General features: G+C 69.6%; 31 protein-coding genes. 12 read left to right on the forward strand and 19 right to left on the reverse strand.

Annotated features, from left to right (window positions below; all coding sequences use genetic code 11):
* Positions 1 to 7: 7 nt before the first annotated feature.
* Complete coding sequence (locus BLW47_RS08055; RefSeq protein WP_091553684.1) at positions 8 to 856, reverse strand: DUF3626 domain-containing protein; 849 nt, start codon at positions 854 to 856, stop codon at positions 8 to 10.
* A gap of 21 nt (positions 857 to 877) precedes the next feature.
* Positions 878 to 1,024, reverse strand: a complete 147-nt coding sequence (locus tag BLW47_RS25065; protein WP_175543546.1) for a hypothetical protein — start codon at positions 1,022 to 1,024, stop codon at positions 878 to 880.
* A 144-nt stretch (positions 1,025 to 1,168) separates the two neighbouring features.
* Here BLW47_RS25065 and BLW47_RS08060 point away from each other — a divergent pair, with 144 nt between their 5' ends.
* The 5 genes from BLW47_RS08060 to BLW47_RS08080 all read left to right on the forward strand — a co-directional run bounded on the left by BLW47_RS08060 (position 1,169) and on the right by BLW47_RS08080 (position 4,138).
* Positions 1,169 to 1,516, forward strand: coding sequence for an ArsR/SmtB family transcription factor (locus tag BLW47_RS08060; RefSeq protein WP_091553687.1), 348 nt, complete (start codon positions 1,169 to 1,171; stop codon positions 1,514 to 1,516).
* Complete coding sequence (locus tag BLW47_RS08065) at positions 1,513 to 1,962, forward strand: SRPBCC family protein (RefSeq protein ID WP_091553690.1); 450 nt, start codon at positions 1,513 to 1,515, stop codon at positions 1,960 to 1,962. Before BLW47_RS08060 ends, BLW47_RS08065 begins: the two co-directional genes overlap by 4 nt.
* A gap of 13 nt (positions 1,963 to 1,975) precedes the next feature.
* Positions 1,976 to 2,332, forward strand: a complete 357-nt coding sequence (locus BLW47_RS08070; protein WP_091553694.1) for a nuclear transport factor 2 family protein — start codon at positions 1,976 to 1,978, stop codon at positions 2,330 to 2,332.
* A gap of 251 nt (positions 2,333 to 2,583) precedes the next feature.
* Positions 2,584 to 2,991, forward strand: a complete 408-nt coding sequence (locus BLW47_RS08075) for a YciI family protein (RefSeq protein ID WP_091553698.1) — start codon at positions 2,584 to 2,586, stop codon at positions 2,989 to 2,991.
* A gap of 4 nt (positions 2,992 to 2,995) precedes the next feature.
* The gene (locus BLW47_RS08080) at positions 2,996 to 4,138 is read left to right on the forward strand and encodes an RNA polymerase sigma factor (RefSeq protein WP_091553701.1); all 1,143 of its coding nucleotides are present in this window, start codon (positions 2,996 to 2,998) and stop codon (positions 4,136 to 4,138) included.
* A gap of 248 nt (positions 4,139 to 4,386) precedes the next feature.
* On the opposite strand, the gene BLW47_RS08085 is transcribed toward BLW47_RS08080, so the two are convergent.
* From BLW47_RS08085 to amcA, 9 genes are all read right to left on the reverse strand, one after another.
* Positions 4,387 to 5,070: a TMEM175 family protein gene (locus BLW47_RS08085; protein ID WP_091553704.1), complete on the reverse strand. Its 684-nt coding sequence runs from the start codon at positions 5,068 to 5,070 to the stop codon at positions 4,387 to 4,389.
* A 153-nt stretch (positions 5,071 to 5,223) separates the two neighbouring features.
* A complete protein-coding gene (locus BLW47_RS08090; protein WP_091553708.1) occupies positions 5,224 to 5,781 on the reverse strand; it encodes a GNAT family N-acetyltransferase in 558 nt (185 codons plus the stop codon).
* Positions 5,782 to 5,947: 166 nt separating this feature from the next.
* Positions 5,948 to 6,589: a response regulator gene (locus BLW47_RS08095; RefSeq protein ID WP_091553711.1), complete on the reverse strand. Its 642-nt coding sequence runs from the start codon at positions 6,587 to 6,589 to the stop codon at positions 5,948 to 5,950.
* Entirely contained in the window at positions 6,586 to 7,857 is a 1,272-nt protein-coding gene (locus BLW47_RS08100; RefSeq protein ID WP_091553715.1) for a sensor histidine kinase, read from the reverse strand. Before BLW47_RS08100 ends, BLW47_RS08095 begins: the two co-directional genes overlap by 4 nt.
* 10 nt (positions 7,858 to 7,867) lie before the next feature.
* On the reverse strand, positions 7,868 to 8,602 hold the full coding sequence (locus BLW47_RS08105) for an ABC transporter permease (protein ID WP_091553719.1): 735 nt from the start codon (positions 8,600 to 8,602) through the stop codon (positions 7,868 to 7,870).
* Between the two features lie 10 nt (positions 8,603 to 8,612).
* On the reverse strand, positions 8,613 to 9,521 hold the full coding sequence (locus BLW47_RS08110) for an ABC transporter ATP-binding protein (protein ID WP_091553722.1): 909 nt from the start codon (positions 9,519 to 9,521) through the stop codon (positions 8,613 to 8,615).
* A 246-nt stretch (positions 9,522 to 9,767) separates the two neighbouring features.
* On the reverse strand, positions 9,768 to 10,043 hold the full coding sequence (locus BLW47_RS08115; RefSeq protein WP_091553726.1) for a helix-turn-helix domain-containing protein: 276 nt from the start codon (positions 10,041 to 10,043) through the stop codon (positions 9,768 to 9,770).
* A gap of 149 nt (positions 10,044 to 10,192) precedes the next feature.
* The gene (locus BLW47_RS08120) at positions 10,193 to 10,534 is read right to left on the reverse strand and encodes a hypothetical protein (protein WP_091553729.1); all 342 of its coding nucleotides are present in this window, start codon (positions 10,532 to 10,534) and stop codon (positions 10,193 to 10,195) included.
* Complete coding sequence (gene amcA, locus BLW47_RS25915) at positions 10,531 to 10,746, reverse strand: multiple cyclophane-containing RiPP AmcA (protein ID WP_342709010.1); 216 nt, start codon at positions 10,744 to 10,746, stop codon at positions 10,531 to 10,533. The genes BLW47_RS08120 and amcA overlap by 4 nt, the downstream gene beginning before the upstream one ends.
* A gap of 370 nt (positions 10,747 to 11,116) precedes the next feature.
* Here amcA and BLW47_RS08125 point away from each other — a divergent pair, with 370 nt between their 5' ends.
* The 3 genes from BLW47_RS08125 (at position 11,117) to BLW47_RS08135 (ending at position 13,815) form a co-directional block, all read left to right on the forward strand.
* Positions 11,117 to 12,454 carry a hypothetical protein gene (locus BLW47_RS08125; RefSeq protein ID WP_091553733.1) on the forward strand — a complete coding sequence of 446 codons (1,338 nt, stop codon included), beginning with the start codon at positions 11,117 to 11,119 and terminating at the stop codon, positions 12,452 to 12,454.
* On the forward strand, positions 12,451 to 13,041 hold the full coding sequence (locus tag BLW47_RS08130) for a flavoprotein (protein ID WP_091553737.1): 591 nt from the start codon (positions 12,451 to 12,453) through the stop codon (positions 13,039 to 13,041). Before BLW47_RS08125 ends, BLW47_RS08130 begins: the two co-directional genes overlap by 4 nt.
* A gap of 63 nt (positions 13,042 to 13,104) precedes the next feature.
* Positions 13,105 to 13,815, forward strand: coding sequence for an alpha/beta fold hydrolase (locus tag BLW47_RS08135; protein WP_091553740.1), 711 nt, complete (start codon positions 13,105 to 13,107; stop codon positions 13,813 to 13,815).
* Positions 13,816 to 14,053: 238 nt separating this feature from the next.
* Here the strand turns inward: BLW47_RS08135 and BLW47_RS08140 are convergent, their stop codons facing one another.
* A complete protein-coding gene (locus BLW47_RS08140) occupies positions 14,054 to 14,770 on the reverse strand; it encodes an SDR family NAD(P)-dependent oxidoreductase (RefSeq protein ID WP_091553744.1) in 717 nt (238 codons plus the stop codon).
* 197 nt (positions 14,771 to 14,967) lie between these two features.
* On the reverse strand, positions 14,968 to 16,083 hold the full coding sequence (locus tag BLW47_RS08145) for a MerR family transcriptional regulator (protein ID WP_091553747.1): 1,116 nt from the start codon (positions 16,081 to 16,083) through the stop codon (positions 14,968 to 14,970).
* Positions 16,084 to 16,296: 213 nt separating this feature from the next.
* Here BLW47_RS08145 and BLW47_RS08150 point away from each other — a divergent pair, with 213 nt between their 5' ends.
* The gene (locus BLW47_RS08150; protein ID WP_091553751.1) at positions 16,297 to 16,887 is read left to right on the forward strand and encodes a DinB family protein; all 591 of its coding nucleotides are present in this window, start codon (positions 16,297 to 16,299) and stop codon (positions 16,885 to 16,887) included.
* A gap of 34 nt (positions 16,888 to 16,921) precedes the next feature.
* On the opposite strand, the gene BLW47_RS08155 is transcribed toward BLW47_RS08150, so the two are convergent.
* From BLW47_RS08155 to BLW47_RS08165, 3 genes are all read right to left on the reverse strand, one after another.
* A complete protein-coding gene (locus BLW47_RS08155; protein WP_217634803.1) occupies positions 16,922 to 17,542 on the reverse strand; it encodes a GrpB family protein in 621 nt (206 codons plus the stop codon).
* A 193-nt stretch (positions 17,543 to 17,735) separates the two neighbouring features.
* On the reverse strand, positions 17,736 to 18,590 hold the full coding sequence (locus BLW47_RS08160; RefSeq protein WP_091553753.1) for a hypothetical protein: 855 nt from the start codon (positions 18,588 to 18,590) through the stop codon (positions 17,736 to 17,738).
* Between the two features lie 264 nt (positions 18,591 to 18,854).
* Positions 18,855 to 19,343, reverse strand: coding sequence for a GNAT family N-acetyltransferase (locus BLW47_RS08165; RefSeq protein WP_091553757.1), 489 nt, complete (start codon positions 19,341 to 19,343; stop codon positions 18,855 to 18,857).
* A gap of 61 nt (positions 19,344 to 19,404) precedes the next feature.
* Here BLW47_RS08165 and BLW47_RS08170 point away from each other — a divergent pair, with 61 nt between their 5' ends.
* Positions 19,405 to 19,830 (forward strand): MarR family winged helix-turn-helix transcriptional regulator, encoded by a 426-nt coding sequence (locus BLW47_RS08170; protein WP_091553760.1) that lies wholly within the window; start codon positions 19,405 to 19,407, stop codon positions 19,828 to 19,830.
* A 54-nt stretch (positions 19,831 to 19,884) separates the two neighbouring features.
* Positions 19,885 to 20,724 (forward strand): alpha/beta fold hydrolase, encoded by an 840-nt coding sequence (locus BLW47_RS08175; RefSeq protein WP_091553764.1) that lies wholly within the window; start codon positions 19,885 to 19,887, stop codon positions 20,722 to 20,724.
* A 72-nt stretch (positions 20,725 to 20,796) separates the two neighbouring features.
* Here the strand turns inward: BLW47_RS08175 and BLW47_RS25340 are convergent, their stop codons facing one another.
* Both BLW47_RS25340 and BLW47_RS08185 read right to left on the reverse strand, forming a co-directional pair.
* A complete protein-coding gene (locus tag BLW47_RS25340) occupies positions 20,797 to 21,078 on the reverse strand; it encodes a hypothetical protein (RefSeq protein WP_091553767.1) in 282 nt (93 codons plus the stop codon).
* A gap of 985 nt (positions 21,079 to 22,063) precedes the next feature.
* Positions 22,064 to 22,642 carry a TetR/AcrR family transcriptional regulator gene (locus tag BLW47_RS08185; protein ID WP_091553773.1) on the reverse strand — a complete coding sequence of 193 codons (579 nt, stop codon included), beginning with the start codon at positions 22,640 to 22,642 and terminating at the stop codon, positions 22,064 to 22,066.
* Positions 22,643 to 22,730: 88 nt separating this feature from the next.
* Here BLW47_RS08185 and BLW47_RS08190 point away from each other — a divergent pair, with 88 nt between their 5' ends.
* Positions 22,731 to 23,300, forward strand: a complete 570-nt coding sequence (locus BLW47_RS08190) for a dihydrofolate reductase family protein (RefSeq protein WP_091553776.1) — start codon at positions 22,731 to 22,733, stop codon at positions 23,298 to 23,300.
* A gap of 115 nt (positions 23,301 to 23,415) precedes the next feature.
* Here BLW47_RS08190 and BLW47_RS08195 read toward each other — a convergent pair whose 3' ends face one another.
* Entirely contained in the window at positions 23,416 to 24,378 is a 963-nt protein-coding gene (locus BLW47_RS08195; RefSeq protein ID WP_091553780.1) for a helix-turn-helix transcriptional regulator, read from the reverse strand.
* Between the last annotated feature and the right edge of the window lie 53 nt (positions 24,379 to 24,431).

The raw sequence follows: 24,431 nt of genomic DNA on the forward strand, positions 1-24,431 counted from the left end.
GTACAACTCACCCACACCACGGAGGCGCCCCGAACCGCGCGACGTAGTGCCAGACCCGCTTGAGCGCCTGTTCGTCGTAGCGCCCGGAGCGGGCGGCCTCCCCGATGATCCGCGGATCGAGGTGGCCGTCCACCGCGATCCGCGCGCCCAGCTCGACGTACTGTCCGCCCCGGTAGTCGGGGTGACGCCGCAGCTCCACGACGGAGAGCCGGAAGCCGGGGTGCCATTCCACCTGGCACGGCAGGCGCCGTGCGGCGGCCTCGACGGCGGTGCCGCGGTGACTCGGGTCGAGGACCAGCGCCTCCACGTCCCGGTCCAGCCGGACCGGGCCGTGCACGTGCGCCTCGATGTAGTCGTCAAGCGCGTCCTTGTCGTCCGCCTCCGCCAGTTCAATCAGCGACATCCCCGCCGCCACCCCGAACGCGGACGGCTCGAACACGCTGTCCGGATAGCAGAACGTGGTACGCGCCAGCGTGTCGGCAGACAGCCGGAGATGCGCCGAGCCGAACCGCGGCGCGCCGCCGACCGGGTCGCGCCGGAAGTTCAGCGCCCCGTAGACCGGCCGGTCGTGGTCCGGCGCTTCGTCGTACGCGCCGCCGAACATCCGGCTCTCCCAGCGCCAGCGGTCGCCACCACGGTGCGCGGTCAGACCGCCGTTGCTGATGCCGGTGACGAACTGCGAGCGGTAAACGCCGTCCTCCGCGAACGCGCGCAGGATCGGCCGGCCGCGCGCCAGCCGGTCCGGATGGAAGTGCAGCGTCACCCGCAGCGTCGGATCGACCGGCGCCCCCGACGACAGCGCCGCCACGTGACACAGCGCCCGCTCCTGCGGCGACCCAGACGCGTCTTTGCTCATCGCGGCATGACCGGTCATTGCTCAACCAGTCTCGTTGCGGGCGGGCATGGCTGGCAGCGGCTTTTGCGCATTGAGGCGGATGGTAGCGGACGGGCCGTCAGCGGACAGTTCGCGCAGCATGCCGGACGTGGTGCTGGTCGCTGGGGCGTGCTGCTGCACTTCGATCAAGCGAGCTTCGGGCTGGGCGCAGACCCACCGGCTCCGCTTCCCCCGCTGCGCCGCCTCGTTGCAGTGTCGCCCGGCAGAACCGATCCAAGTCTATCTTTAAAAACAATTGCTTGCTCAAACTATCTTTTGCGCTAGCATCAAGCCATGCCTCCCTCGCTCCTGGCGCCCGGCCCAGATCTCGACTCGGCCTTCGCTGCTCTCGGCGACCCCGTCCGCCGCGCCTTGGTGACTCGTCTCGCGCGGGGTGACGCCACGGTGGGAGAGCTCGCTGAACCGTTCGACCTGACCCCACAGGCAATCTCCCACCACGTCGGTGTGCTGCGGCGGTGCGGCCTGGTCGAGCAGCGGCGCGAGGGCACCAGGCGCCCCTGCCGGCTGAGGGTCGATCAGCTGTCGCTGCTTAGCACGTGGATCGACGACCAGCGCCGCGCCTGGGACGACCGGCTCGACGCCCTTGAGCAGCACCTCACTGACGACGGGGCGGTCCGTTGACCGCCAGCTCAGAGCTCCGCGGCGACGAACTGATCGCTAAGCGCCACCTCCCGGCGGCACCCGGGCGCGTCTGGGCCGCCTTCACCTCGCCGGCAAGCATCGCGGCGTTCTGGGGCGGTTCGCACGCCACCGTGCCCCCTGAGTCCGTGACCGTCGACCTGCGTCCCGGCGGCGGGTTCGCGCTCGACACCCGTGCGCCGGACGGCGCGACCCGCCGGCTCCGGTTCGTCTACGTAAGCGTCAGCGCACCGCACGAACTCGTGTTCGACGAGCCCGTCACCGGCCTCCGCACAACCATCCACGTCCGTCCCGCCGGCGGCGGCACGGATCTCACGGTCCACCAGCGTCGACTTCCCCCTGAGCTCCGGACGGCCCGAGCAGCCGACGGGCTCGCCTCGATCCTCGACGCCCTCGCCGCACACCTGCAGCATTGCGCTGCCACGTAGGACGGAGAACACCATGACCCAGAAGACCCAGCGCGACCTCGTCGCGGAGTACTTCGAAGGATTCCGGACGAGTGACCACCAAAGAATCCTCGCGACCCTCACCGACGACGTCGAGTGGGTCATCCACGGCCACCGGACCACCCGCGGCAAGGCGGAGTTCGACGGCGAGATCGAGAATCCGGCGTTCACCGGCAGCCCCGAACTCGACGTCCAGCGTATCCACGAGGACGGCCCGGTCGTCGTCACCACCGGCGAGGGCCGGGGCGTCAGCGTCGACCACGGGCGGTTCCGGTTTGCCTTCAACGACCTGTTCACGTTCCGCGACGGGCTTATCGCCCGCGTCGATTCCTACGTCGTCCCGCTGCTCTGAGGCGACGGGCGACTCGGCCGGAGAGCACTCAGGACACTGAGGGACCAATGCTCGTCAGGGCCCGTCTCGCAAGCACCCCCGTGGTGCAGGCCCACTCACATGCCGTCCCCGTTCATCGGCGGTCGCGCTCTCGCGCCTGCCGCTCGAACAGCCAAAAGATCCGGACGGCGATGTCGAGAACTCGTGACCGGCTCCGTCCCTGGGGTGAACCGTGACCAGAATGGGTCGCACCAGCACCGAGGAGAACCACGATGGCCAAGTACCTGCTGCTCAAGCACTACCGCGGCGCGCCGGCTCCCGTCAACGACGTGCCCATGGACCAGTGGACGCCGGAGGAGATTTCGGCGCACGTGCAGTACATGAACGACTTCGCGGCCCGGCTCGAGAAGACGGGCGAGTTCGTCGACGGCCAGGCGCTCGCCCCCGAGGGGACGTTCGTCCGGTACGACGGTGAGGGGCGCCCGCCGGTCACCGACGGCCCGTTCGCCGAGACCAAGGACCTCATCGCCGGCTGGATGGTGATCGACGTCGACAGCTACGAGCGCGCCGTCGAGCTGGCCGGGGAACTGTCGGCCGCCCCCGGGGCGGGCGGCAAGCCGATCCACGAGTGGCTTGAGGTGCGCCCCTTCCTGGCCGCGCCGCCCACCATCACGGAGTGACCTGATGGACGAGGCCCTGCTCCGGAGCCTCACGCCGAGTGTGCTCGGCATCCTCGTCCGCCGCGGAGCCGACTTCGCGGCGGCCGAGGACGCCGTGCAGGACGCGCTGGTCGAGGCGCTCCGCGTCTGGCCGGCCGACCCGCCGCGGGTCCCGAAGAGCTGGCTGGTCACCGTGGCTTGGCGCAAGTTCCTCGACTCGACCCGAGCCGACGCCGCCCGCCGCCGGCGTGAGGACCTCGTCGACGAGGAGCCGACGCCCGGGCCGGTGCCCGCGGTGGACGACACGCTCCAGCTCTACTTCCTGTGCGCCCACCGGTCGCTGACGCCGTCGTCCGCGGTCGCGCTCACGCTACGCGCCGTCGGCGGGCTGACCACCCGCCAGATCGCTCAGGCCTACCTGGTGCCCGAGGCGACCATGGCGCAGCGCATCAGCCGGGCCAAGCGCACTGTCTCCGGCGTGCGGTTCGACCAGCCCGGCGACGTCGCCACCGTGCTGCGCGTCCTCTACCTGGTCTTCAACGAGGGCTACTCCGGCGACGTCGACCTCGCCGCCGAGGCCATCCGGCTCACCCGGCAGCTCGCGGGCGCGATCGACCACCCCGAGGTGGCGGGGCTGCTCGCCCTCATGCTGCTGCACCACGCCCGGCGCGCCACCCGGACCGCGCCCGACGGCAGCCTGGTGCCGCTCGCCGAGCAGGACCGCGGCCGATGGGACACCGAGTCGATCGCCGAGGGCGTCGAGATTCTGCAGGCGGCCCTCGCCCGCGACCGGCTGGGCGAGTTCCAGGCCCAGGCCGCCATCGCGGCACTCCACGCCGACGCGCCCACCGCCGAGGAGACCGACTGGGTGCAAATCGTCGAGTGGTACGACGAGCTCGCGCGCCTGACCGACAGCCCGGTCGTCCGGCTCAACCGCGCGGTGGCCATCGGCGAGGCCGACGGACCGCGCGCCGGGCTGGCGGCGCTCTCAGCGCTGAACGACTCACTGCCCCGCCATGCGGCGGTGGCGGCGTACTTGCACGAACGCGACGGCGACCTGGCCACGGCGGCACGGTTGTACGCCGAGGCGGCCCGAAAGGCCCCCAACCTCGCCGAGCGCGACCACCTGACGCGCCAGGCCGCCCGCCTCAACGCCCGCCGTCGCTGACGGATCGCGTCACGGGGCGCTTGCTGCTCAGGTTCCGAGAGTCGCGTCGAGGCTGATCCACCGCTCGCTCATCGCATGTCCGCAAGCGGCCGGGGCGAAAAGGCCCTCGCCGCTGATCACGATGCTCCTGCGCCGTGGCGGTGAGCTGTCGTCGCCGTCATGAGCTCTCCGACCGTTGTCATGCTGCTCCCCTCTCGGGGTCGGCGCTGCGGTCTATAGCCACCCCGGTCGGGTTAACGTGGCCGGAATCATCGGTTACGGAGCCTGCGCCGCAGGTCGTAGAAGCCGTTGCTGGACAGGCCGTAGAAGAGCGGGAGCAGGAGCAGGACGGCCAGCGCCGCCGGCACGCTGACCAGCGAGCCGGTCACGCCGGCCACGGCGTACGCCATGATCCCGAGCAGTGCCCGGAGCCGCTCGACGGCGAAGAACCGGGGCGTGACGTGCCGTTGCAGCAGCTCGCCGTGCCGGCTGAGGTAGTGGTAGAGGCAGAGCCAGGCCGCCGAGAGGATTACCCCGACCAGCCCGTACAACGCCACCGCGACGCCCTCGTCGAACCGGTCGCCCACCTCCACCGCTTGGGAGACCACCGCGGTGACGAACGGCAGCAGGGCCACGCTGAACAACACGCCCAGGTTCGCCCAGTGCAGCCCGCGGTCGGCGCAGCGGATGCGGTAGAAGGTGCTCTTGTGGTTCAGCCAGTTCACCGCGACGTAGAGGTACGACGTGACGTAGGCCAGGTAGACCGGCCAGCGGGTGAGCAGCGCGTGCAGCAGCCCACCCGGCGGTATCTCCGGGATGCGCAGGTCGAGCACGAGCAGCGTGATGATGATGGCGAAGACGGCGTCGCTGAACCCGATCGCCCGGCCGGTGTCCGAGCGCAGGCCGGCGGCTTCGACGTCCTCGGCGTCCCGCTGATCCCGGTCGCTGTCCATCGGCGGGCGCATACCCACCGTCGGCGACTTGATGCGGCGATCCAATGTCGGGAGCCCGGGGCCGCCGAGCGGTGCCGCCGCACTGCGCGACGCGGTGATGCCTGAACTACAGCAGAAGCACGGTCGGCGGCATGAGCGGAAGATCAAGGATGCCTATAGCCGACCTGCGGGAAGTTCATAAACGATTTCCAAGCCGTCTTCGTCGTCCCACTGCTGCCCGACCTCGATGAAGCCGTACTGGGACGCCAGCTCGTAGGAGGCCAGGTTGTCGGGACTGATGGTGACCCGAACCGTACGTACCTGCGGCTCATCGGCGGCACGCTGCAGCAGGGCTTCCAGCGCCGCGCGGGCGTAGCCACGTCGCCGGTGCGCCGGGTCAACCGCGTAACCGACCTCTACCATCCCCGCCGCGTCCGGAGGCCCGTGGTAGCCGGCCCGACCCACCGCCAGATGCCGCTGTTCGTCCCAGATGACGCCAGTGACCCACGCCGCGCTGGCCGGGTTTTCCTCGACCTGTCTGCTGCGCATCTGCCACACACCTCGCCACTCAGGGCCGGCAAAGTAGGCCGACAGGGGAACAGGGCTGGCCGTGTTCGCCACTGCCAGGTCACCCCGGGCGAGGGCCTCGAACGTCGGGCCGTTCAGATGCACGATGCGTACCTCCGGCGTCCGGCGACGCGCGGGAGTGCCTTCCGGATGGCGATGGATCATTGAGGAAGACTCTCACCTCGCCCTGAACGTGGCCGACCAGAGGTCGCCGGGCGTGTACCCGGCTCGGCGAGGCCTGACCGCCGCATGCCCGGCCTCTGCCGACGCCCTGTCCAGAAAGGCGAACGAGCTCAACTGGGGCCCCACCGTCCATTCTGCCCTGTCCCGGTCACCGCCCGCCGGGGGTGAGCAGGCCCCGGTCGTACGCGGCGGCCACCGCGGCGGCCCGGTCGTTGACGCCGAGCTTGGCGTAAACGTGCAGCAGGTGGGTCTTGACCGTGGCCTCGCTGATGAAGAGCCGGGCCGCGGCCTCCCGGTTGGACGAGCCGCGGGCCACCAGGGTGAGCACTTCAAGTTCGCGCTGGCTGAGCGGCTCCTCCGCCGGCGTACGCAGCCGCCCCATCAGCCGTCCGGCCACGCTGGGTGCGAGCACCGACTCGCCGCGGGCGGCGGCCAGCACGGCCCGCACCAGGTCCTCGCGGGGCGCGTCCTTGAGCAGGTAGCCGGTGGCGCCGGCCTCGATCGCCGGCAGCACGTCCGCGTCTGTGTCGTACGTGGTGAGCACCAGCACCCGGGCGGCGCTGCCGGCGCGGGCCAGCCGGCCGATCGCGGTCACCCCGTCCATCCCGGGCATCCGCAGGTCCATCAAGACCACGTCCGGCTGCAGCGTCGCGGCCAGGGCCAGCGCCTCGGCCCCGTCCGTCGCCTCGCCGACCACCTCGAAGCCGGGATCGCCGGTGAACATGCCGCGCAGCCCGTCCCGGACCACCGGGTGGTCGTCGACGATCAGCAGCCGGATCGGGGCGGTCAACGGACACCTCCGGGGAGCGCCGGGACGGACGCCGAGACGGCGGTGCCGCCGCCCGGCTCGGACTCGACGGTCAGCTCGCCGCCGACCCGGGTCACCCGCTGCCGCATCGCGGTCAGCCCGTACCCGCCGTCCGGCTGCCGCGGCGCCGGCTGGTCGGCGACGTCGAAGCCCACCCCGTCGTCCCGCACGTCGAGGGTGACCACGTCCGCCATGTACGACAGCGTCAGCCCGACCCGGGACGCCCCGGCGTGCCGGGCCACGTTGGCCAGCGCCTCCTGGGCGGCCCGCAGCAGGGTCACCTCGATCTCCGGATGCAGCGGACGGGGCGCGCCGGTCGTGTGCACGTCGGCCCGTACCCCGTGCAGGGCCGACCAGCGCGCGCCCAGCTCGGACAGCGCGTCGGGCAGCCGGGCCGTCTCCAGCGACTCCGGACGGACCGCCCGGACCGAGCGGCGGGCCTCGGTGAGGCTCTCCCGGGCCAGCGCCAGCGCGTTGTTTACGTGCCGACGCCAATCGGCCGAGCGGTCGCGGGTCTGCTCGGCCGCCTCCAGCTGGGTGATGATGCCGGTCAGCCCCTGCGCCAGGGTGTCGTGGATCTCCCGGGCCATCCGCTGCCGCTCGTCCAGCACACCCGCCTCCCGCGCCTGGGTGAGCAACTGGGCGTGTAGCCCGGCGTTCTCCCGGGCCGTGTCGGCCAGCTTGCGGTTGGCCTCGGCCAGCTCTGTCACCAGCAGTTTGCGGTTGGCGTTCTGCCGTTCGGTGATGGCGCTGAACCAGCTCACCACACCCGCCGCCCCCGCGTTGAAGAGCACCAGCACCGACCAGAACAGCCAGTGTGCCGGCGAGGAGGGCACTCCCCCGCTCTGCGCGGTGGCGACCAGGACGCCGGTGGCGGCCACCCCGGCGAACCGCCACCGGCCGGGCAGCACGAGGAAGGCGTGCAGGAACCCGATCCAGGCGAAGAAGCCGTACCAGGGGCTGCCGACGACCAGCACGGCGGCACACGTGAGCAGCCCGATGTAGTACACCGCCATCAGTGCCCGTCGGGCGAGCCAGCGCGGGTGCACGGTAATGAACCAGGCGACCCAGCAGCCGGCCAGCACGGCGGCGGCCAGGGTGGCCGGCAGGGGCAGACCGCGCGGGGCCGGCGTGGACGCGGCCAGCAGCGTCCCGACGAGCAGCCCGACGTACGGCATGACCCGGTAGAGAGTCGCCTGGCGCGACTCCCACACGGCCAGCCGGTCGACCTGCTCGGCGGTGCTGGTCATCGGTGGCTGCTCACTCCCAGCGGAAGAGCTTCGCGGCGGTCGCCCCGGCGGCGAGCGTCACCCCCGCCATTATCGCCAGGTGCAGCGGCTGCGGCGGGGTGCCGGTCCAGGCGTCCAGCAGCGCCTGCACGCCCGGCGGCGTGTAGTCACCGATCCGGGCCAGGAATTCGGGGAGCAGGAACCGGGGCAGGTAGACCCCGCCGAAGAACATGACGACCAGAAAGAGCGGTAGCGCTGACGCCTGGGCCGCTTTCGCCGTCCGGGCGACCGCGGCGATGAGCAGGCCCAGCGCCAGCAGTGCCGCCGTGCCGAGGACGAAGGCGACGGTGAAGCCGACGGGGTCCCGGGGTAGCGGCACCCCGAACGCCAGCCGGGCGACCAGGATGAGCAGCACCGCGCTGGTCACGATCCCGGACAGGGCCAGCAGCAGCTGGGCGGCGAGCAGGGCCGCCGGGTTCGCCGGGGTGGTCGCCAGCCGGCGAAGCACGCCGCGTTCCCGGTAGGTGGCCAGCACGGCGGGCAGGATGTTCACCCCGACCATTGCGAGGGTGACCACCAGCAGCGACGGAGCGAAGTAGCTGAGGAAGGTCTGTCCGTCGAAATTCGGATCCGGCTTCCGGAGCGCGGGGATCAGCCCGAGCACCACCAGGATCAGGGTGGGCAGCCCGACGGTGGAGAGCAGCGTCGGCAGGTCCCGCAGGTAGAGCCGCGCCTCGATCCTCAGGATCTGGCGGAAGGCGTGCATGCTGGCTCCCTCAGTCGGCGGGGCGGTGCCCGGTCAGCTCGACGAAGGCGTCGTCGAGGGTGGACTGCTCCAGCCGCAGGTCGGCGGCGATGATCTGGTTGCGGGCGAGCACCGAGGTGACCGCGTGCAGCACATCACCAGTGCCGGTCACCACCACCTGGCTGGCGGTGCGATGCACGGCGGTCACCTCGGGTAGGTCGGTGAGGAGCCGGTCGTCGACCGGGGCGGACGGCCGGAACCGGACCCGTTGCTCCGGAACGACCGTCGACACCAGGCCAGCCGGGCTGTCCAGAGCGACGACCCGTCCCCGGTCGATCACCGCGACCCGGTCGCAGAGCCGCTCGGCCTCCTCCATGAAATGGGTGACCAGCACGATCGTCACCCCGCTGGCCCGGACCTGCTCGATGAGGCCCCACGTGTCCCGTCGGGCCTGCGGGTCCAGCCCGGTGGTCAGCTCGTCGAGGATCGCGATCTTCGGGTTGCCGACCAGCGCCATCGCGATGGAGAGTCGCTGCTTCTGACCGCCGGAGAGGTTTTTGTACGCGGTGTTCCGCTTGTCGCCGAGGCCCAGCTTGTCGATCAACCCGGCGGGATCGGCGGGGTCGCGGTAGAACGAGGCGTACAGCTGCAGCGCCTCGGCGACCCGGAGCCGGTCCGGCAGCTGGCTCTCCTGGAGCTGCACCCCGACCCGCTGCCGGAGCCGGGCCGCGTCCCGGCGGGGGTCGAGCCCGAGGACCGACACCCCGCCCCCGTCGGGCACGCGCAGCCCGACGACGCACTCCACCGTGGTGGTCTTACCGGCGCCGTTCGGGCCGACCACCCCGAAGATCTCCCCGGCCTCCACCGCGAACGACACGTCGTCCACCGCCACCAGATCGCCGTACCGCTTGTGCAGCTTGGTCACCTCGATGACCGGCATCGCGCCGCCTCCCGCCGTCGTTCGTACCCCCAGCGTGGCGGCGGCAGCCGCACGGGACATCGACCGGCCGGAGATGATCGGAGCTGGCGGCGGTTGACCCGGGCGATCCATCGACCGGTTGATGCGCCAACCTGGCGACGCCCGCCATTCATCGTCATACGTCAGCGCGAGGCGACCCCGCTGATCTCCTCGACCACGCCGACCCGCTGGCGATCGATCCACATGATCGGGCGCTTACCGTGGCGCTCACTCATGGCTGTCATCGAAGTTCCTCAGCAGGTCATCGAGGTTCAATCCGGTTGCCTCGGAGGCACCGATCGGCTTCGCATCCAACACGATGTCCAGCGCGTGCAGCGTCTTGAGGATCAAGCCGATTTCGGCCGTCGCCTTGCCGGACTCGAGGTCTGACAGCCAGCGTCGACTGACGCCCGCCGCAGTGGCCACCTCGCTCTGGCTCTTTCCCAGGTCACGACGACGTTCCCGCACGTAGAGAGCCAGATCGCGGGTACTCCCGATCCTCACTCACCGCCCCAGTGTGCACGTACGTGCACACCGGGGCTCATGTGCACGTACGTGCACAACGTTCTTCTCTGCGCGCGTGCGCGCACATTGTTTATGTCTCGCCGTGAGGATGCCGGCGGGTGTCTGCGATGACCCCGATGTCGCCACGCTCAGAGATCCTCAGGTGTCTGCGGATTTCCCGTGGGTGGGTGACGGTTGCGGTGCCGGGTGGGCCAGCCGAGGAACCGGTCGAACAGGTCCCTGATGTTGCCGGTGGTGCTCGGGTTGAGTCGGTGCAGGTCGTCGATGGCCTCGTGAAGGAGGCCGGACAGGTAGAGGAGGAGGTTGATCTGGCTGTCGTGGTAGCTGGCCAGGAGGGCGAGCTTCGCTCGTCCGCAGGGCCAGGGCTGCCCGCAGACCCGGCATAGCCAGAGCGGACGCAGCGGCAGATGGTCCGGCAGCATCGGGACGGACCGGTCGGTCTCGGCGGGGCGGACGCCGTCCCCGTTCATCGGCGGTCGCGCTCTCGCGCCTGCCGCTCGTACACGATCCGCCAGACGTGCGTCAGCAGCGGCGGATCGTCCTGGCCCCGCCGTACCGCTGGCGGAACCCCCGCCCCGGGATCTCGCGGTAGCTCTCCGGTTGTGGCGTTACGCGAGACGTACACGGTCATGACCGGCCTCCGGTCGGAGCTGTCGTCTGTGCGCGGTGGGCTTGCCGGCATGCCGGCAAGCCCACCGCCGTCGGCCGGCTGGGAGCGGACCGCCGGTCACCCGCCCACGCAGCCCTGCTGGCGGTACGCGGACGGGGGGTCACCCGTACGTTCGACGGAGTGCCGGGCGAGAGCACTTGCCGGCGCGTCGGGTCGCGGTCCGACCTGTCGCCGATCGGCACGTCCATCTGCAACTCCCTGGCGTGAGATTGCCGCTGGCCCGCCGGCGAGCCTCTGGGGAGCGGCGCGCCGGCACATCCAGGCTGGCTTGGGTGGCAGACCGACGGAATGTCCTGCCGGTGCACCGGCGGTGCACCCGCTGTCACCCCACGTGCCGGTACCATGACCGGGCCGGCGACTGTCCGTTTCGGAGGGACGTGCGATGGCTGCCGTGACGACCTGGACCGGCCGGGACGCGAACGCGCTGCGAAGGGCGTTGCGGATGAGCGTGACCGCCTTCGCCGAGCACCTGGGGGCGGCCCGGCGGACAGTGGCCAAATGGAGCAGCCAGGGCGAGAACATCCTGCCGCGCGCCGACATGCAGGCGGCGCTGGACACCGTGCTGGCACGAGCCACACCCGACGTACGGGAACGCTTCGAGGATCTGCGGGTGACGGACGCCGGCGGTACAACGGTGCACGCCGCGCTGCGGGATGCCGCCCCGGATGCGGATACTGCCGTTGACGGACACGGCGACTCGGGCTCGGACGGTGACGTGCGACGGAGAGATCTTCTACGTGGGGCGGCAATCGGCGTCGCCGCTGCGCCCAACGTCGCGCCACTGCTCGACGCACTCGTGTCGCCACACCATTCGAACGCGGTGGCGCTGTCCGTCCAGCAGCTCTCCCGCGCCGTAGCCGCTGCGAAGATTGACTACCAGGCCTGCCGGTACGAGTGCGTTCTCGACCGGCTGGTGACGCTGCTGCCGGCCCTCGAAGAGGCCAGGGCCTGCGCGGAGAGCGAGCAGCGAGCGCAGGTCGAGGTCCTGGCCACCGACCTGTACCACGTCGTCGGCAGCGTCCTGCTCAAGATCGGTGACCGAGGGATGGCCCTCGTCGCGGCCGAGCGGAGCACGCGGGCCGCCGTGGCGAGTCAGGACCCGGTGGCGATCGCTGCAAGCGCTCGGATCATGACCCACGCCCTGATGAGCAATGGCCACGACGACCAGGCGGTGACCCTCGCCGGCAACGCGGCCGGCGTACTCGGCCGGGACACCCGCCTCACGTCGGCTGACGCAGTGGCCGTGTACGGCGCCCTCGTCCTGCGAGGGGCCATCGCCGCCGCCCGTCGAGACGACCGGGACACCGCACAAGCGATGCTCGACGAGGCGACCCGCGCCGCCGTCCGACTCGGCTACGACGGCAACGACCGGTGGACCGGCTTCGGCGCCACCAACGTCCTGCTCCACCGGGTCAACATCGCCCTGGCCCTCGGCGACGCCGGAACGGCCATCGCGATCGCCCGCACGGTACCGCTGGACAAGCTGACAATCGCCGAGCGCAAAGCCTCGCTGTACGTTGATGTCGCCCGCGCCTACGCCCAGTGGGGGCGTTACGAGCACGGCCTGACCGCGCTACGCACCGCCTACGAGGTGGCACCTCAGGAGGTGCGGTGCCGTCCAGCAGTCCAGCGCATCGCTGGCGACCTCGCTCTCGTCGCGAAGGGCTCTGTCCGCACCGCCGTTGTGGACTTCGCTCAAGGCGCCGGAATCCAGCTATGACCGGTGGCCACCTGCAGATCGTCGTCTGTGGCGCCGGCCCCGCCGCCGACGTAGCCCGGTTGGTCAGCGCCGCGCACGAGCAGTCCTGGACGGCGGCAGTCACTGCCACGCCCAGCGCCACGGACTTCATCGACGTGCCGGCGATCGAGGAGCTGACCGGCACTCCGGTGAGATCCACCTACCGGTCATCCCCCGGCACCCGCCGCTCGCTTCCCGCCGCCGACGCCCTGGTCATCGCGCCAGCCACGTACAACTCGATCAACAAGATCGCCCTCGGCCTGGCCGACAACTACGCCACGACCTCGGTCGCCGAGCTGATCGGACGGCAGGTGCCGACCGTCATCGTCCCCTTCGTCAACGCCGCCCTCGCCGTCCGTCTACCCTTCCGCCGCGCCGTGGCCAGCCTCCGCGACGAGGGAGTACGCGTCCTACTCGGCCCCGAAGACCAATGGGAACCGCACCCACCGGGCAGCGGAAACGACCGGCAGCTCGCCTTCCCCTGGACGACGGCGTTCGAGACAGCGGCCGATCTTGCCTACGAAGCACGGACCTCAGAACGGCACGTCGGACGCGGTGCGGCGGGGTAGGACGGGTCAGCCGGTTGTGTCGGGACCTCGCCTGATGTCGGTGGCCTGGCCTAACGTCGGGCCGTGATTATCGTTCTGATCCCCGGTCTCTGGCTCGACGGTTCGTCGTGGGATGAGGTCGTTCCCGCGCTCGATCAGGCGGGGCATCGCACCCACGCGCTCACGCTGCCCGGCATGGAATCGAAAGACGCCGACCGATCCGAGATCGCCCTGCGTCACCACGTCGACGCGGTCGTCGAGGTGATTGACTCCTTCGACCCGGCCGGCGGCAAGGTCGTGCTGGTCGGGCACTCCGGCGGCGGCGCTATCGCCCACGCCGCAATCGACGCGCGGCCCGACCGGGTCGCCCGCGTCATCTACGTCGACAGTTGGCCCCTCGGCGACGGCAGGGCCATCAACGGCCAGCTCGCGGCCGAGAACGGCGAGGTACCGCTGCCGGACTGGTCGGTCTTCGACGAGGAAGACCTCGTCGACCTCGACGGCGAGCGGCGCGCGGCGGTCCGTAAGCGCGCGATCCCGTCACCCGTGGGCGTGGCCAGGGGCCTACAGCAACTCTCCGACGAGCGCCGATACGACGTGCCCGCCACCGTCATCGCATGCGAGTTCTCCAGCACGATGCTCAAACAATGGATGGAGCAGGGAGAGCCGAACCTGCAAGAGCTCGCGAAGCTCCGCGACGTCGACTACGTCGACCTGCCTACGGGTCATTGGCCGCAGTTCACCCGGCCCAAGGAGCTCGGGCGGGTGATCCTCGCAAGCATCGGCGCCGCCTGATCGCCCGACTCGTGGGCGCAGCTCACGCCGCCGGTCTGGCTCATCACGGCACGGGCAACCACTGGAGTACCTCCACCAGCACGTGTCGTTCCTCCTCGACCCGGACACGGGGCGAGCGCGGACCGACTTGGCGCCCGACAGGGTTCCGGCATGACCGGCGCGCGGGTCGCGGCATGCGCGGACATGTCCGATGGTGAAGACGTCCGGGCTCTGGAGGAGGATTCGGGCCAGAGATTGCTCAATGGTGTGGGCGTTGGACCTGCTCGAAGCGGAACTCGCGGATGAAGCAGTCTCGCGGTTGGGCGACGGCGAACAGTACGCAGTCGATGATTGAGCGGGCGGTGAGGTCGCTGTCAGCGCGTCGCGGCCCGTTCTGTACGAAGTCCGGTGGGAAGAGCGAGATCACTCGGATGCCCTCCGGCCGAAGCCGGTGCGAGAGGATCTCGGCGAGTCCCGCGTGGGCATGCTTGGCGGCGTAAAAGGCCGGATGGGCCCCAGAACGACGGTGTCCCACCTCGCCGCAGGCCGAGATCATGTTGACGATGTCCGGCCGTGACGAGGCACGAAGCAGCGGCAGCAGATGTTTGGTCAACAACATCGTGCCGGTCGCACCGGCAGCCATCACACTTTCAATCTCGTCGTCGGAGACGTCTGGCAGGTCGGCGCCTTCGATGTAGACGGCACCGCTGTTCACCAGGACATCAAGGTGTGGCGTCCGGCCAGCCACGGAGCCGGCGAATGCGCGCACCGAGTCCGGCACGGCGAGGTCGCACGGAAATGCATCAGCGCGGCCTGGACCTCGCCGGTTGATCATGGCTGCAACGTGCTCGGCCGCGGCCAGGTCGCGAGCCGAGAGGAAAATCCGTGCGCCTCGTTCGGCGAAGGCTTCCGCTAGCAGTCGCCCTGTGTCGCGGGCAGCACCGGTGATAGCGACGCGCAGGCCCTCAAGAGTCACGGTCGGCAGTGAATCACCTCAACCCCGGTTCAGCTCAACAGAAGACTCACTTGGCGATGCCCGCCATTCCTCGTCATACGTCAGCGTGAGGCGACCCCGCTGCTCCTCCTCGATCACGTCGACCCGCTGGCGGTGATCAACATGAACGTACTAATCCCGGCGGCCCGCTCGCTGGCGGCGTTGTCGCGCGTAGTGGTTCAGGCTACGAGGAGGCGGAGGCCGAGTTCTGCCGTGTCGAGGGCGATGAGGTCGCGGTTGCGCTCGGCCCACCGGCCTGAGGAAAGGTCTTCGCGGAGTGTGGTGACTGCCCGTTGCTCAGCCTGCGGTCCGACTCTGGTCCATACCGAAACCGCGCGGCGTACATGTTCGTCCAGGTATGCCTCAGGCCGGCGCCAGTGTGCCTCGAAGAATCCGTCAGCGCAGTCCCACGGGACGAGCACCGGTTCCGCGTGGCCGCCGATCGCGCGGGTCAGGTCGGCCAGGGACGGCCAGCCGACGAGAAGCTCAGCGAATTCAGGCAGGTAGTCGCGGGTGAGCCAGAACCGCTGACGCCAGCCGGTGTCATCGGCGTCGTACGTGAACACCACCACCCGGCGGGCCACACGCCGCATCTCATGCAGCCCGGCGACCGGGTCCGGCCAGTGATGCACGGTGCTGACCGCCATCGCGGCGTCAAAGGATTGGTCCTTGAACGGCAGATTCTCCGCAGCGGCGGCCACGCACGGCGCCGCGCCCGGGGGACGCTGCGCCCGCATGACCGCCGACGGCTCCACCGCCGTGACGTCGCGGTCGGGTGGTTCGTAGGAGCCGGTGCCGGCCCCGACGTTCAGTACCGTCCGTGCGTCCCCCAGCGCATCCCAGATGCGCGCGGCGATCCGCGGCTCGGTGCGCCGCGTCGCCGGGTAAGCGGATCCGATGGCGTCGTACAACTGCGCGCCGAACACCTTGAGTTGCTCCTCCGGCGTCGTCCTGATTCCCCTTGCTCGTGCCTCCAGTTCCCTGTCTATGGCCGTCACCATGGCAGCAGCGCGGTCGCGCTGGTCCATCAGCAGTCCGCGCAGCCGACACAGGTGCGCGACTGCGTCGGTGGCCGGATCGTCAACCAAATCCGCGATCTCGCGCAATCCGAAGCCGAGCCGCCGGTAGGCGAGCACCTCCCGGAGTCGCTCCACATCGCCCGCGGAGTAAGCCCTGTGCCCAGCCGCGGTCCGCGTGGACGGCTCCAGGAGGCCGATCTCGTCATAGTGATGCAGTGTGCGGACGCTGACGCCGGCCAACTCCGCCACACGCCCCACGGTCAGGTGCTCCTCCACGCCACCGACTATGTGGTATCACGCCGCGTGAGGAGCAAGCGCTTCGCTGCTGGCATGATGGAGTTTCCACTCATCGGCATGATCGGGCACTCTGGCCAGTACTGCGAACGCCCGGACAGCGGCAAATAAGGATGCCGAGCCGTCCAGCCGAGTGCTGATCCCGCAGGCGACACCTCGTGCGATGGCCCGGACGCATGAGGAAGACTGGCGGGCATGGCTGATCTGGGCGATGCGAAGGCTGCGCTGCACCACTACCTCCAGGCGATTCGCGATGACCTGATCTGGAAGCTCGACGGGCTCAGCGAACGCGAGGCCAGACTGCCCCGCACCGCGACCGGCAACAACCTGCTGGGCGTCATCAAACATTGCCTCAACGTCGAAGCCGGCTACTTCGGGCCCACATTCGGGCGCGAATTCCCGACGCCTGAGGAACTGGTCCCCATGCAGGCGTTCGAGGAGGACCCGCAGGCAGACTGGTACGCGCAGGAGGACGAGACGAAGGATGGGCTGATCGACCTGTATCGCCGTGTCGGGGTGTTCGCGGATCAGACGATCGAACAGCTACCGCTCGACGCGCCGGGGCAGGTGTCGTGGTGGCGGCCAGGTGGACAGGCCGTGACGCTGCACAGGATCATCATCCACGTGACCTGCGACCTCGCCCGTCACGCCGGGCACGCCGACCTGATGCGCGAGCAGCACGATGGATCGATCGGCTGGCAGCGGGAGAACACCAACATCCCCCACGAATATGACTGGCCGGCGTACGTCACGAAGCTGACAAAGATCGCTCACCGATTCGGATAGCCGTCTGGGTCCGTCGAGCGTCTTCGAGTCACCATCAGTCGGCGTTGGGCCGGGGTCGTCCGCTGGCCGCCGCGAAGATGCGGGCCAGGATCTGATCGATGACCTCGTTCTTCGCGAGGCTGTAGTCGCTGGGTCGATCAGCGGTATCCCGCGCGAGGCGCCGCTTCGTCGCGGCGTAAAGGTCCCGGTCCTGCGGATGCGAGCGCAGCCAGTCGCGCAAGAGCCTGTGCCTTATCGGTTCGGGCGCGGCCTGGGGCCATACGTGGAGATTGACGTCTTCGGCCGGGCCGACCAGCATCCGGTGCCCGTGCCACCACGGCTCTCGGAGAACGAGTCGGTAGCCGATCCCTTCCAGGGCGGGGATGTAACGGGACTCGTCCGTCGCATCATCAAGGAGAAGGTCGATGTCGATGATGGGCTTGGCCGCCAGGCCCGGCACAGCGGTGGACCCTACGTGTTCGATATCGATGATCAAACCGCCCAGGACCGCCTTCACCGAGGAGGCAGCCGCAGCGTAACGGTCCGCCCACGCCGGGTCGTAGTCCTCGATGACGACGGACTGCCAACTGCCGGGCGGCTCTCCTACCAGAGCCGCAGCGATCTGCTCAGCGGTGCCATGGAAACGCTGTACGACGTCCTGCGAGTACTCCGCCAACCTAACCTCCGGAAAAATCGAAGTCGGCCAGCATACGACACGGGGATCACTAACCGCACGCTCAATCTGCTCTGCTCGGAGGCACCATCGCGCGTCGAGTACCACCGCACGCCGCCCACAGGTTGTGATGGACGGTCTGCGGCAGTTGAGTGCCCTTCGGCCCCGCTGCCGAGGTCCGTTTCCTCGGCGCGGGTCAGACCGGTTCCAGCCGGTAGTGCAGGCGTAGCACGAGCGCGCGGTAGAGCCGCAGCTCGTGGTCGGTGCGCAGCACGCCACGGCGATCTCGGTACACGTGGAAGCGCTCGTGGATGGGGACACGCGCCGCGTAGTCCCGCCGACCGTCCCGGACCACCACGTAGGCGCCGTCGCTGCCGAAGACTCCGGAGGGCGAGGACAGCACCAACGAACCGTCGGCCTGGACGCTGGGACGTAGGAAGACCTGCACGTTGCCGGACTCCAACGGGAACGTCACGTGCACCGAGGGCTGGTCTGAGCCGGGCAACAGCCTGGCCGAGTAGCAGCCGCTGTAGACGAACTCGCCGGTGGCGCACAGCGTCCGCAGCCAGCCGGCGGCATGCTGCTCGCCGTTCGCATCGATGAGGTGTACGACACGCGAGTCCATGCCGTGCGCGACGTCGAGTGGACGGGTAGGCAGCGCGAGCTGCTGAACACGGCGGCCGAAGAGTCGACTTATCAGCTCACCGCCCGGCTGAAACAGCGTCGACCACTGCGCCCAGACCTCCACCCGCCAGCACGCGGTGTGCTCGTAGAAGTCACGGACCGTCGGGTCCAGGTCGGCGGCGCGAAACCCTGCGCCGTCCAAAACGGACATGGAAGACAACAGCCCGCCGCTCGCGACGTCCTCACGCACAGTACCGCCGACCCGCTCGGCCTCGGCGGTGAGCCAGGACGCCCCGACCGGTCCAGGACCGCACATGGGCGCGTCCAGCCATCGATGGTCGCCGTCGAGGTCCACGCGGCGGCCGACCAGCCGCCACCAGGCGTGTGAGGCCCGGTCAAGTGTCCTGCCGAGCCGCCTGTCGGTCATTGCGGATCCTCCCCCGGCCGTCCTCCCGTGTGCCGTCACCGCGTCACGGGCAGTAACCCGTCTCGCGCTCAGGCTGGGCAAGGCTACCGGTAAGTCATCCGCTACCTGCAGAGGCGGGTATTCAGCGCCCGACGGCTCGTGACGCAACGTGACAACTCTGCTCGCGGCAGATCCGGATACGCGGCGACGATGTTGAAGACCCAGGGCAGCGTGGATCCATGACTGAACGCGTGACCCATACCGGGCTGATCGAAGGGCCCGCGTCTACCGGACGCTCTTCTCGTAACGCCGGCAGGCGACGGTGACGGGGGTGGCACCGGCTTCGGCGGGGTAGTTCAAGGCCGCCACGTCGTGCCAGCCGCTGCGGGCGTAGAACCGGCGGGCCCGGGTGTTGCCGACCGCGACCGCGAGCCAGGCGGTGTCGAATCGTTCGGCGACGGCCCGTTCGGCGGCGGCGAGCAGCGCATCGGCCACCCCGGTCCCGCGGGCCGGTCCGGCGACGTACACCTGCTCCACCTCGTCCTCGCGGACGGTGACGAACCCGACGAGCCGCGCGCCCCGCACGCCGACCGTGGTGGTGGGCAGGCGGGGCGGCACCCGGTCACGGAAGTCGGCGAGCCGCCGGTGCCGGTGCAGTTCGGCGGGGACGTGTCCGATGTGCCCGTCCCGCCAGCCCGCGTGCCACAGCACGGCAATCGCCTCGACGTCGTCGGGTTGTGCGGGGCGCAGTACGAGACCAGCGGCATGTGCCATCTCGTGACCCTTCCGTCGATAGAGACTTGCGTTGCTAACTTAGGACTCTAAGATATCGCCTATGAACCATCCGAACAACCTCGGGCTGGAGCTACACACGCTGGTGTCCCGCCTAGAGCGTGCCGGTGACCGCATCCTGCGCGCCGACCACGGCATGTCCTACCGGCGGTTCATGGTCCTGGTCATGGTCGGCGAGCTGGAGGCATGCACGCAGCGGACACTGGCCGACAGCCTGGCGGTGACCGAGCCCTCGATCAGCCGGATGATCGCCGCCCTCGCCGGCACCGGGCTGCTCACCGTGACACCGGACCCGGCCGGCGGCAACCGGCGCCGGATCGCCCTCACCGACGCCGGCCGAGAGCTGGTCGAGCGGGCGGGCACCGAGCTGATCGGACGGCTCACCGAGCTGGTCGAGTCCAGCGGCGTGCCGTTCGACACCTACCTCGCGCACACCCGACGGCTGAACGCCGCCCTGGGCGGCGGCTGAGACACCGGCGCACGCGCCACAACACCCACCCGGATCACCGTGAGGAGTTTCGCCATGCCGGCCACCTCCACCGCGCGGACCGTCCGTTCCGCCGACGGCACCACCATCGCCTACCACACCACGGGTACCGGCCCGGATCTGATGATCGTGCCCGGCGCACTCAGCGACGCCGCCGACTTCGCCGGGCTGGCCGAGGTGCTCGCCGGCACCTTCACCGTGCACACGGTGCAGCGGCGAGGCCGTCGGGGCAGCGGCCCGCTCGGACCCGGATACGGCATCGAGGCCGAGTGCGCCGACCTCGCCGCGGTCCGGGCCGCCACCGGTGCCCGGTACGTCTTCGGCCACAGCTTCGGTGGGCTGGTGACGCTCGAAGCGGCCCGCCGGGACCCGGGCTTCGACAAAGTGGCCGTCTACGAGCCCGGAGTCAGCGTCGACGGCCTGATTCCCACCGACTGGATCCCACCGGCCCGCCGGTTTTTGGCCCGAGGCCGCCCGATCGACGCGTTCGCCACGTTCTCCATCGCCACCGGCCCGAGCGCGGCGCGCCGCAATCCCCGCTGGCTGATGGCCGCCATCCTGCGGCTGGCCTTCCGCGGCGAGAAACGGGCGAAGGTCGTCGAGTTGCTCGAACCGGCCCTGCACGAGCACGCGGAGGTCGGCCGGCTCGACAACAGCTACCCCAACTACCGCGAGGTCTCCGCCGACGTGCTGCTGATGACCGGCGGCCGGAGCGACCTGGCGCACGTCGGCCCCTCCACCGCCCGGCTCGCCGAGGTGCTCCCCTCCTCGCGGGTACTCACCTTCCCGAAACTGAACCACTTCGGACCGCACCACCGAGGCGAGACCGAGGTCGCCGCAGCACTGACCACGTTCCTGCTCGACATCAACAATTAACCATCACCACGGTCGTGCCAGACCGATCTTGAACGTCGGCTCCAGGACCTCGAACTTTCGCGATCGGATGCACTACTTTCGGCATGACCGCGGTCCGCTGGCGCGCTCATCGATGGCCCGGTCGATGGCTCGGGCTACCGCGGGTGGCAGCGAGACGAGCACGAGCTTGCCGCCCTTGCCGCGCACGCGCAGGACCCGGTGGCCGCGTTCCTCACCCTGGTCGGCGATGTCTGGCCCGCGGGCTTCGAAGATCCGCAAGCCGAGCAGGCCCAAGAGCGCGACCAAAGTGAAGTCGTTCGGGTCGGCCGACAGCCGGGCGGTGGTGATCAGGGCTTCGAACTGCAGGTGGCCCAAACCGGGGGTCGGGCGACTCGGGTGGCCCCGCGGGCCGGCGGACGTAGTCGGCAGGCGAGTGCCCCAGGATGGCGTCGATGACGCAGACCCGATAGAACCCCGACCACCACCGACAGGCGCCGCGAGACCGTCGAGGGCTGGTACCGGCGGACGTCTTGCAGCCAGCGCACGTACCGCTCGACGTCCACTCGCGCTGCGGCGAGCGGATCAAGGCCTTGGTCGGTGCACCAACGGAGGAAGACTCGCAGGTCGGACTCGGTAGGGACGCGAGTTTGCCCACGGTAGCGGCCCAGGAAGGCCGACACCGCGGCACGCAAAACGAGCTGATTGGCCGGTACGACACTGGGAGCGGGAGCAGGAAGGGCAGCCATGCATCACCGTGCGTCACCAACGGCGATGAACGCCAGCCCCACCCGAAGCGGCAGATCAGTGCACCCGATCCCAGGTGACGTCGATGCGACTACGCTCCGGCAGAGGTGTCCGAGCCATACGCGGCGTCATACATCGTTCCCGCGTTTCACCACCGTCTCGGCCACGGATCGCGCCCTTGCGGGAACGCCGACGTTGGTCCTGCATCTCGGCCATAGCCCGCCGCGCGTTCCGCATGACGGGGTCACGCGTCAACGATGCGCGGGCCGCCCGGCGGTGCCACAGAACAACGACGGCTGACGTAACGACAAGCAGCAGCGCTACGCCGCCCAGGACGATCCAGGGCCAGGGCGTCAAGGTCCTCCAATCGGCCGCTGCGCGGGGTTGCCTCAGCATGACCCATCAGCTCAACACATCTGCCGCCGCAGGTGAACTTAGGGTCGTTCACAAGGGCCGCATCGCGCGGCGATCGGAAACACACACATCGCACATGCGGATGGCGGCGAGACCCAGATCGCCGTGACGGTCGGTAGTGGTCGGGTTCGCGGCAATGGCGGATGTTCGAGGTGGAGACCTGGCAAACCGCTTGGCGGTCGCAGCCGTATTGGGTGGTTGCTCAGTCGATTTCGCTGGCCAGTCGGTCGACAGCCGCCACGATCAATGCGTCGGTCTCCTCGCCGCTGAACACGCCAGGCAGCGTCAGGCGGTCGAGGATGAGCCAGTTCAGGGCCAGGTAGAGCAGGTTGACCGTCGTCGCGTCGCCGGGGTTTCCGGACGCGCGGTGGAAGTCGACGTTGTCGGCCAGGTCGGACCGGACCATTGTGGTGAGCACTTGTCGCAGGGCGGGTCGGCGGGTCGCCTCCAACCGCAGCTCGATCAGCGCGAGGTACCCGCTGGGGAAGTCCGCCATCCGCTGCACCAGTTCGCGCATGAGGTCGGCCAGCTTGCCCCGGTCCGGCGAGCCACGCCGCGCTTGGGCGAATTGCTCGTCGGTGGGACGCAGCCGCTCATAGATGCGGGCGCCGATCTGGTTGATGAGCTCATCACGGTTGGCGAAGTAGTTCGAGGCGGTGCCAGCGGGCACGTTCGCCTCCGTGTCGACCGCGCGGAACGTCAGGCCTCGCGAGCCCTCCCGAGCGAGGACCTCGATGGCTGCGTCCAGCAGGGCCGCGCGCCGGGCCGGGTTCTGTCGCACAAGAAACCTCTCTTGTTAAGACTACAGCTGTAGTACTAAGCTCATACCACTCTAGGTATAGTACTTCACGAGCCAAAGGACTGCACGCATGCGAAAGCTGGTCTATTACGTCGGCACCAGTCTTGACGGGATCATCGCCGGACCTAGCGGGGAGACCGACTTCTACCCGGTCACGGACGAGTTCCTGGCGTTTCTGACCGCGGAATACCCGGAAACCCTGCCCACCCACGTCCGTACCCAGCTCGGGATCGATGCGCCGAACCGGCGCTTCGACACCGTGGTCATGGGCCGCGGAACCTACCAGCCGGCGCTCGACATCGACATCACCAGCCCGTACCGGCACCTACGCCAGTACGTAGTGTCACGCACCATCCCTCAGATCGACGACCCGCAGGTGGAGCTGGTCACCAACGATCCCGTCGACCTCGTCCACCGCCTCAAGAAGGAAGACGGGCTCGACATCTGGCTGTGCGGCGGCGGCAAGCTCGCCGGGACCCTCCTGCCCGAGATCGACGAACTCGTCGTCAAGCTGTATCCGATCGTGACGGGCGTTGGCGTCCGTATCGTTGATGGGGCCTTCAACCCGAACCGGTTCACGCTGACCGATCGCCGGTTCTTCGATGACGGCCCCGTCGTCCTCACGTATGCCAGGACCTGACCAAGAGCCTACCGCCGCTGACGGAGTCGCTGCTTACGCTCCTAAGCGATTAGCCGGCCACTCGATACCTGTCGTGGGGGTTCCTGGGTCGTTTCGGGCGGGGCCCGGCTGCTGCTTATCCGCGGGCGTCAGCGTCGGTGAGCAGTCGGGCGGCTAGGGCGCGTATCTCGTCCTTGAGTTTGTCCGGTCGCTCGATCGTGAATGGCCAGCCAAGCCCGGCGAGCATCTGTGCCGCACCGTCGAGCCGTTCGGCTCGGGTTGTGAGGCGCACTCCATCGGGCACCTCAGTAAGCGTGCCGACCGACGGCGGGATCCGTCGCTGCGCCTGCGCCAGGCTGGTGTGTAGCACCACGGAAATGTCGTGCGCGTACGGCACGGCTGCCAGACCGGCAAGTACCTGCGTGGTCGGGTCGAAGCCGGCCGGGATGTCGAACCTGCCCTCGGCGGGGCGGACCGTCCCGATCCGGTCGAGCCGGAACGTCCGCACGGCCCGGCGGTCGTGATCGTGACCGGTGACGTACCACCGGCCAGCGTGGAAGACCAGGCCGTACGGGTCCAGCCGCCGCTCGCCCGACCGGCCGCGCCAGGTGGTGTAGGCGATGCTCACCGGTTGCTGATGTCGGGCCGCCTCGGCGAGCACCAGCAGCACCTCGATGCCGGGCGAGGCGGGCTGACGGACCGGCGCGGTGAAGTCCACGGTGGCCAGCAGCGAATCGATCCGCCGGGCGAGGACGGCGGGCAGTACCCGGCGGATCTTCGCGGTCGCGCTCTCGGCTGCCGCGCCTTCGGCGGTGGCCAGCCCCGCCCGGGTAGCGGCGACAAGCCCGAGCATGACAGCGACCGCCTCCTCGTCGGTGAGCATGAGTGGCGGCAACTTGTATCCGGGCGCGAGCCGGTACCCGCCGTAGCGACCGCGCCGGGCCTCGACCGGGATGCCGAGATCGGCGAGGTGCGCAGCGTAGCGGCGGACCGTGCGCTCGTCAACGCCCAGCCGACCCGCCAGGTCGGCGAGAGTGAAGCCGCCACCGACTTGGAGGATCTCCAGCAACGCCAGCACACGCGCGGTGGGCCGGGCCAATGATCTGACTCCTAATCTGGGCGGAATCTGTCCAGTATTGATCGTAGCGTGTG

The sequence above is a fragment of the Micromonospora pattaloongensis genome (assembly GCF_900107255.1).
GTDB classification, from domain to species: Bacteria; Actinomycetota; Actinomycetes; order Mycobacteriales; family Micromonosporaceae; genus Micromonospora_I; species Micromonospora_I pattaloongensis.

Bases quoted from the DNA above. Each gene is read 5' to 3' on its own strand.
- BLW47_RS08175 (WP_091553764.1), top strand. From the start codon at position 19,885: ATGCCGGCCACCTCCACCGCGCGGACCGTCCGTTCCGCCGACGGCACC.
- BLW47_RS08125 (WP_091553733.1), top strand. From the start codon at position 11,117: ATGGCTGCCGTGACGACCTGGACCGGCCGGGACGCGAACGCGCTGCGA.
- BLW47_RS08105 (WP_091553719.1), bottom strand. From the start codon at position 8,602: ATGCACGCCTTCCGCCAGATCCTGAGGATCGAGGCGCGGCTCTACCTG.
- BLW47_RS08070 (WP_091553694.1), top strand. From the start codon at position 1,976: ATGACCCAGAAGACCCAGCGCGACCTCGTCGCGGAGTACTTCGAAGGA.
- BLW47_RS08085 (WP_091553704.1), bottom strand. From the start codon at position 5,070: ATGGACAGCGACCGGGATCAGCGGGACGCCGAGGACGTCGAAGCCGCC.
- BLW47_RS08170 (WP_091553760.1), top strand. From the start codon at position 19,405: ATGAACCATCCGAACAACCTCGGGCTGGAGCTACACACGCTGGTGTCC.
- BLW47_RS08055 (WP_091553684.1), bottom strand. From the start codon at position 856: ATGAGCAAAGACGCGTCTGGGTCGCCGCAGGAGCGGGCGCTGTGTCAC.
- BLW47_RS08130 (WP_091553737.1), top strand. From the start codon at position 12,451: ATGACCGGTGGCCACCTGCAGATCGTCGTCTGTGGCGCCGGCCCCGCC.
- BLW47_RS08060 (WP_091553687.1), top strand. From the start codon at position 1,169: ATGCCTCCCTCGCTCCTGGCGCCCGGCCCAGATCTCGACTCGGCCTTC.
- amcA (WP_342709010.1), bottom strand. From the start codon at position 10,746: ATGCCGGCAAGCCCACCGCGCACAGACGACAGCTCCGACCGGAGGCCG.
- BLW47_RS08110 (WP_091553722.1), bottom strand. From the start codon at position 9,521: ATGCCGGTCATCGAGGTGACCAAGCTGCACAAGCGGTACGGCGATCTG.
- BLW47_RS08120 (WP_091553729.1), bottom strand. From the start codon at position 10,534: ATGAACGGGGACGGCGTCCGCCCCGCCGAGACCGACCGGTCCGTCCCG.
- BLW47_RS08150 (WP_091553751.1), top strand. From the start codon at position 16,297: ATGGCTGATCTGGGCGATGCGAAGGCTGCGCTGCACCACTACCTCCAG.
- BLW47_RS08100 (WP_091553715.1), bottom strand. From the start codon at position 7,857: ATGACCAGCACCGCCGAGCAGGTCGACCGGCTGGCCGTGTGGGAGTCG.
- BLW47_RS08090 (WP_091553708.1), bottom strand. From the start codon at position 5,781: ATGATCCATCGCCATCCGGAAGGCACTCCCGCGCGTCGCCGGACGCCG.
- BLW47_RS08190 (WP_091553776.1), top strand. From the start codon at position 22,731: ATGCGAAAGCTGGTCTATTACGTCGGCACCAGTCTTGACGGGATCATC.
- BLW47_RS08075 (WP_091553698.1), top strand. From the start codon at position 2,584: ATGGCCAAGTACCTGCTGCTCAAGCACTACCGCGGCGCGCCGGCTCCC.
- BLW47_RS08165 (WP_091553757.1), bottom strand. From the start codon at position 19,343: ATGGCACATGCCGCTGGTCTCGTACTGCGCCCCGCACAACCCGACGAC.
- BLW47_RS08160 (WP_091553753.1), bottom strand. From the start codon at position 18,590: ATGACCGACAGGCGGCTCGGCAGGACACTTGACCGGGCCTCACACGCC.
- BLW47_RS08080 (WP_091553701.1), top strand. From the start codon at position 2,996: ATGGACGAGGCCCTGCTCCGGAGCCTCACGCCGAGTGTGCTCGGCATC.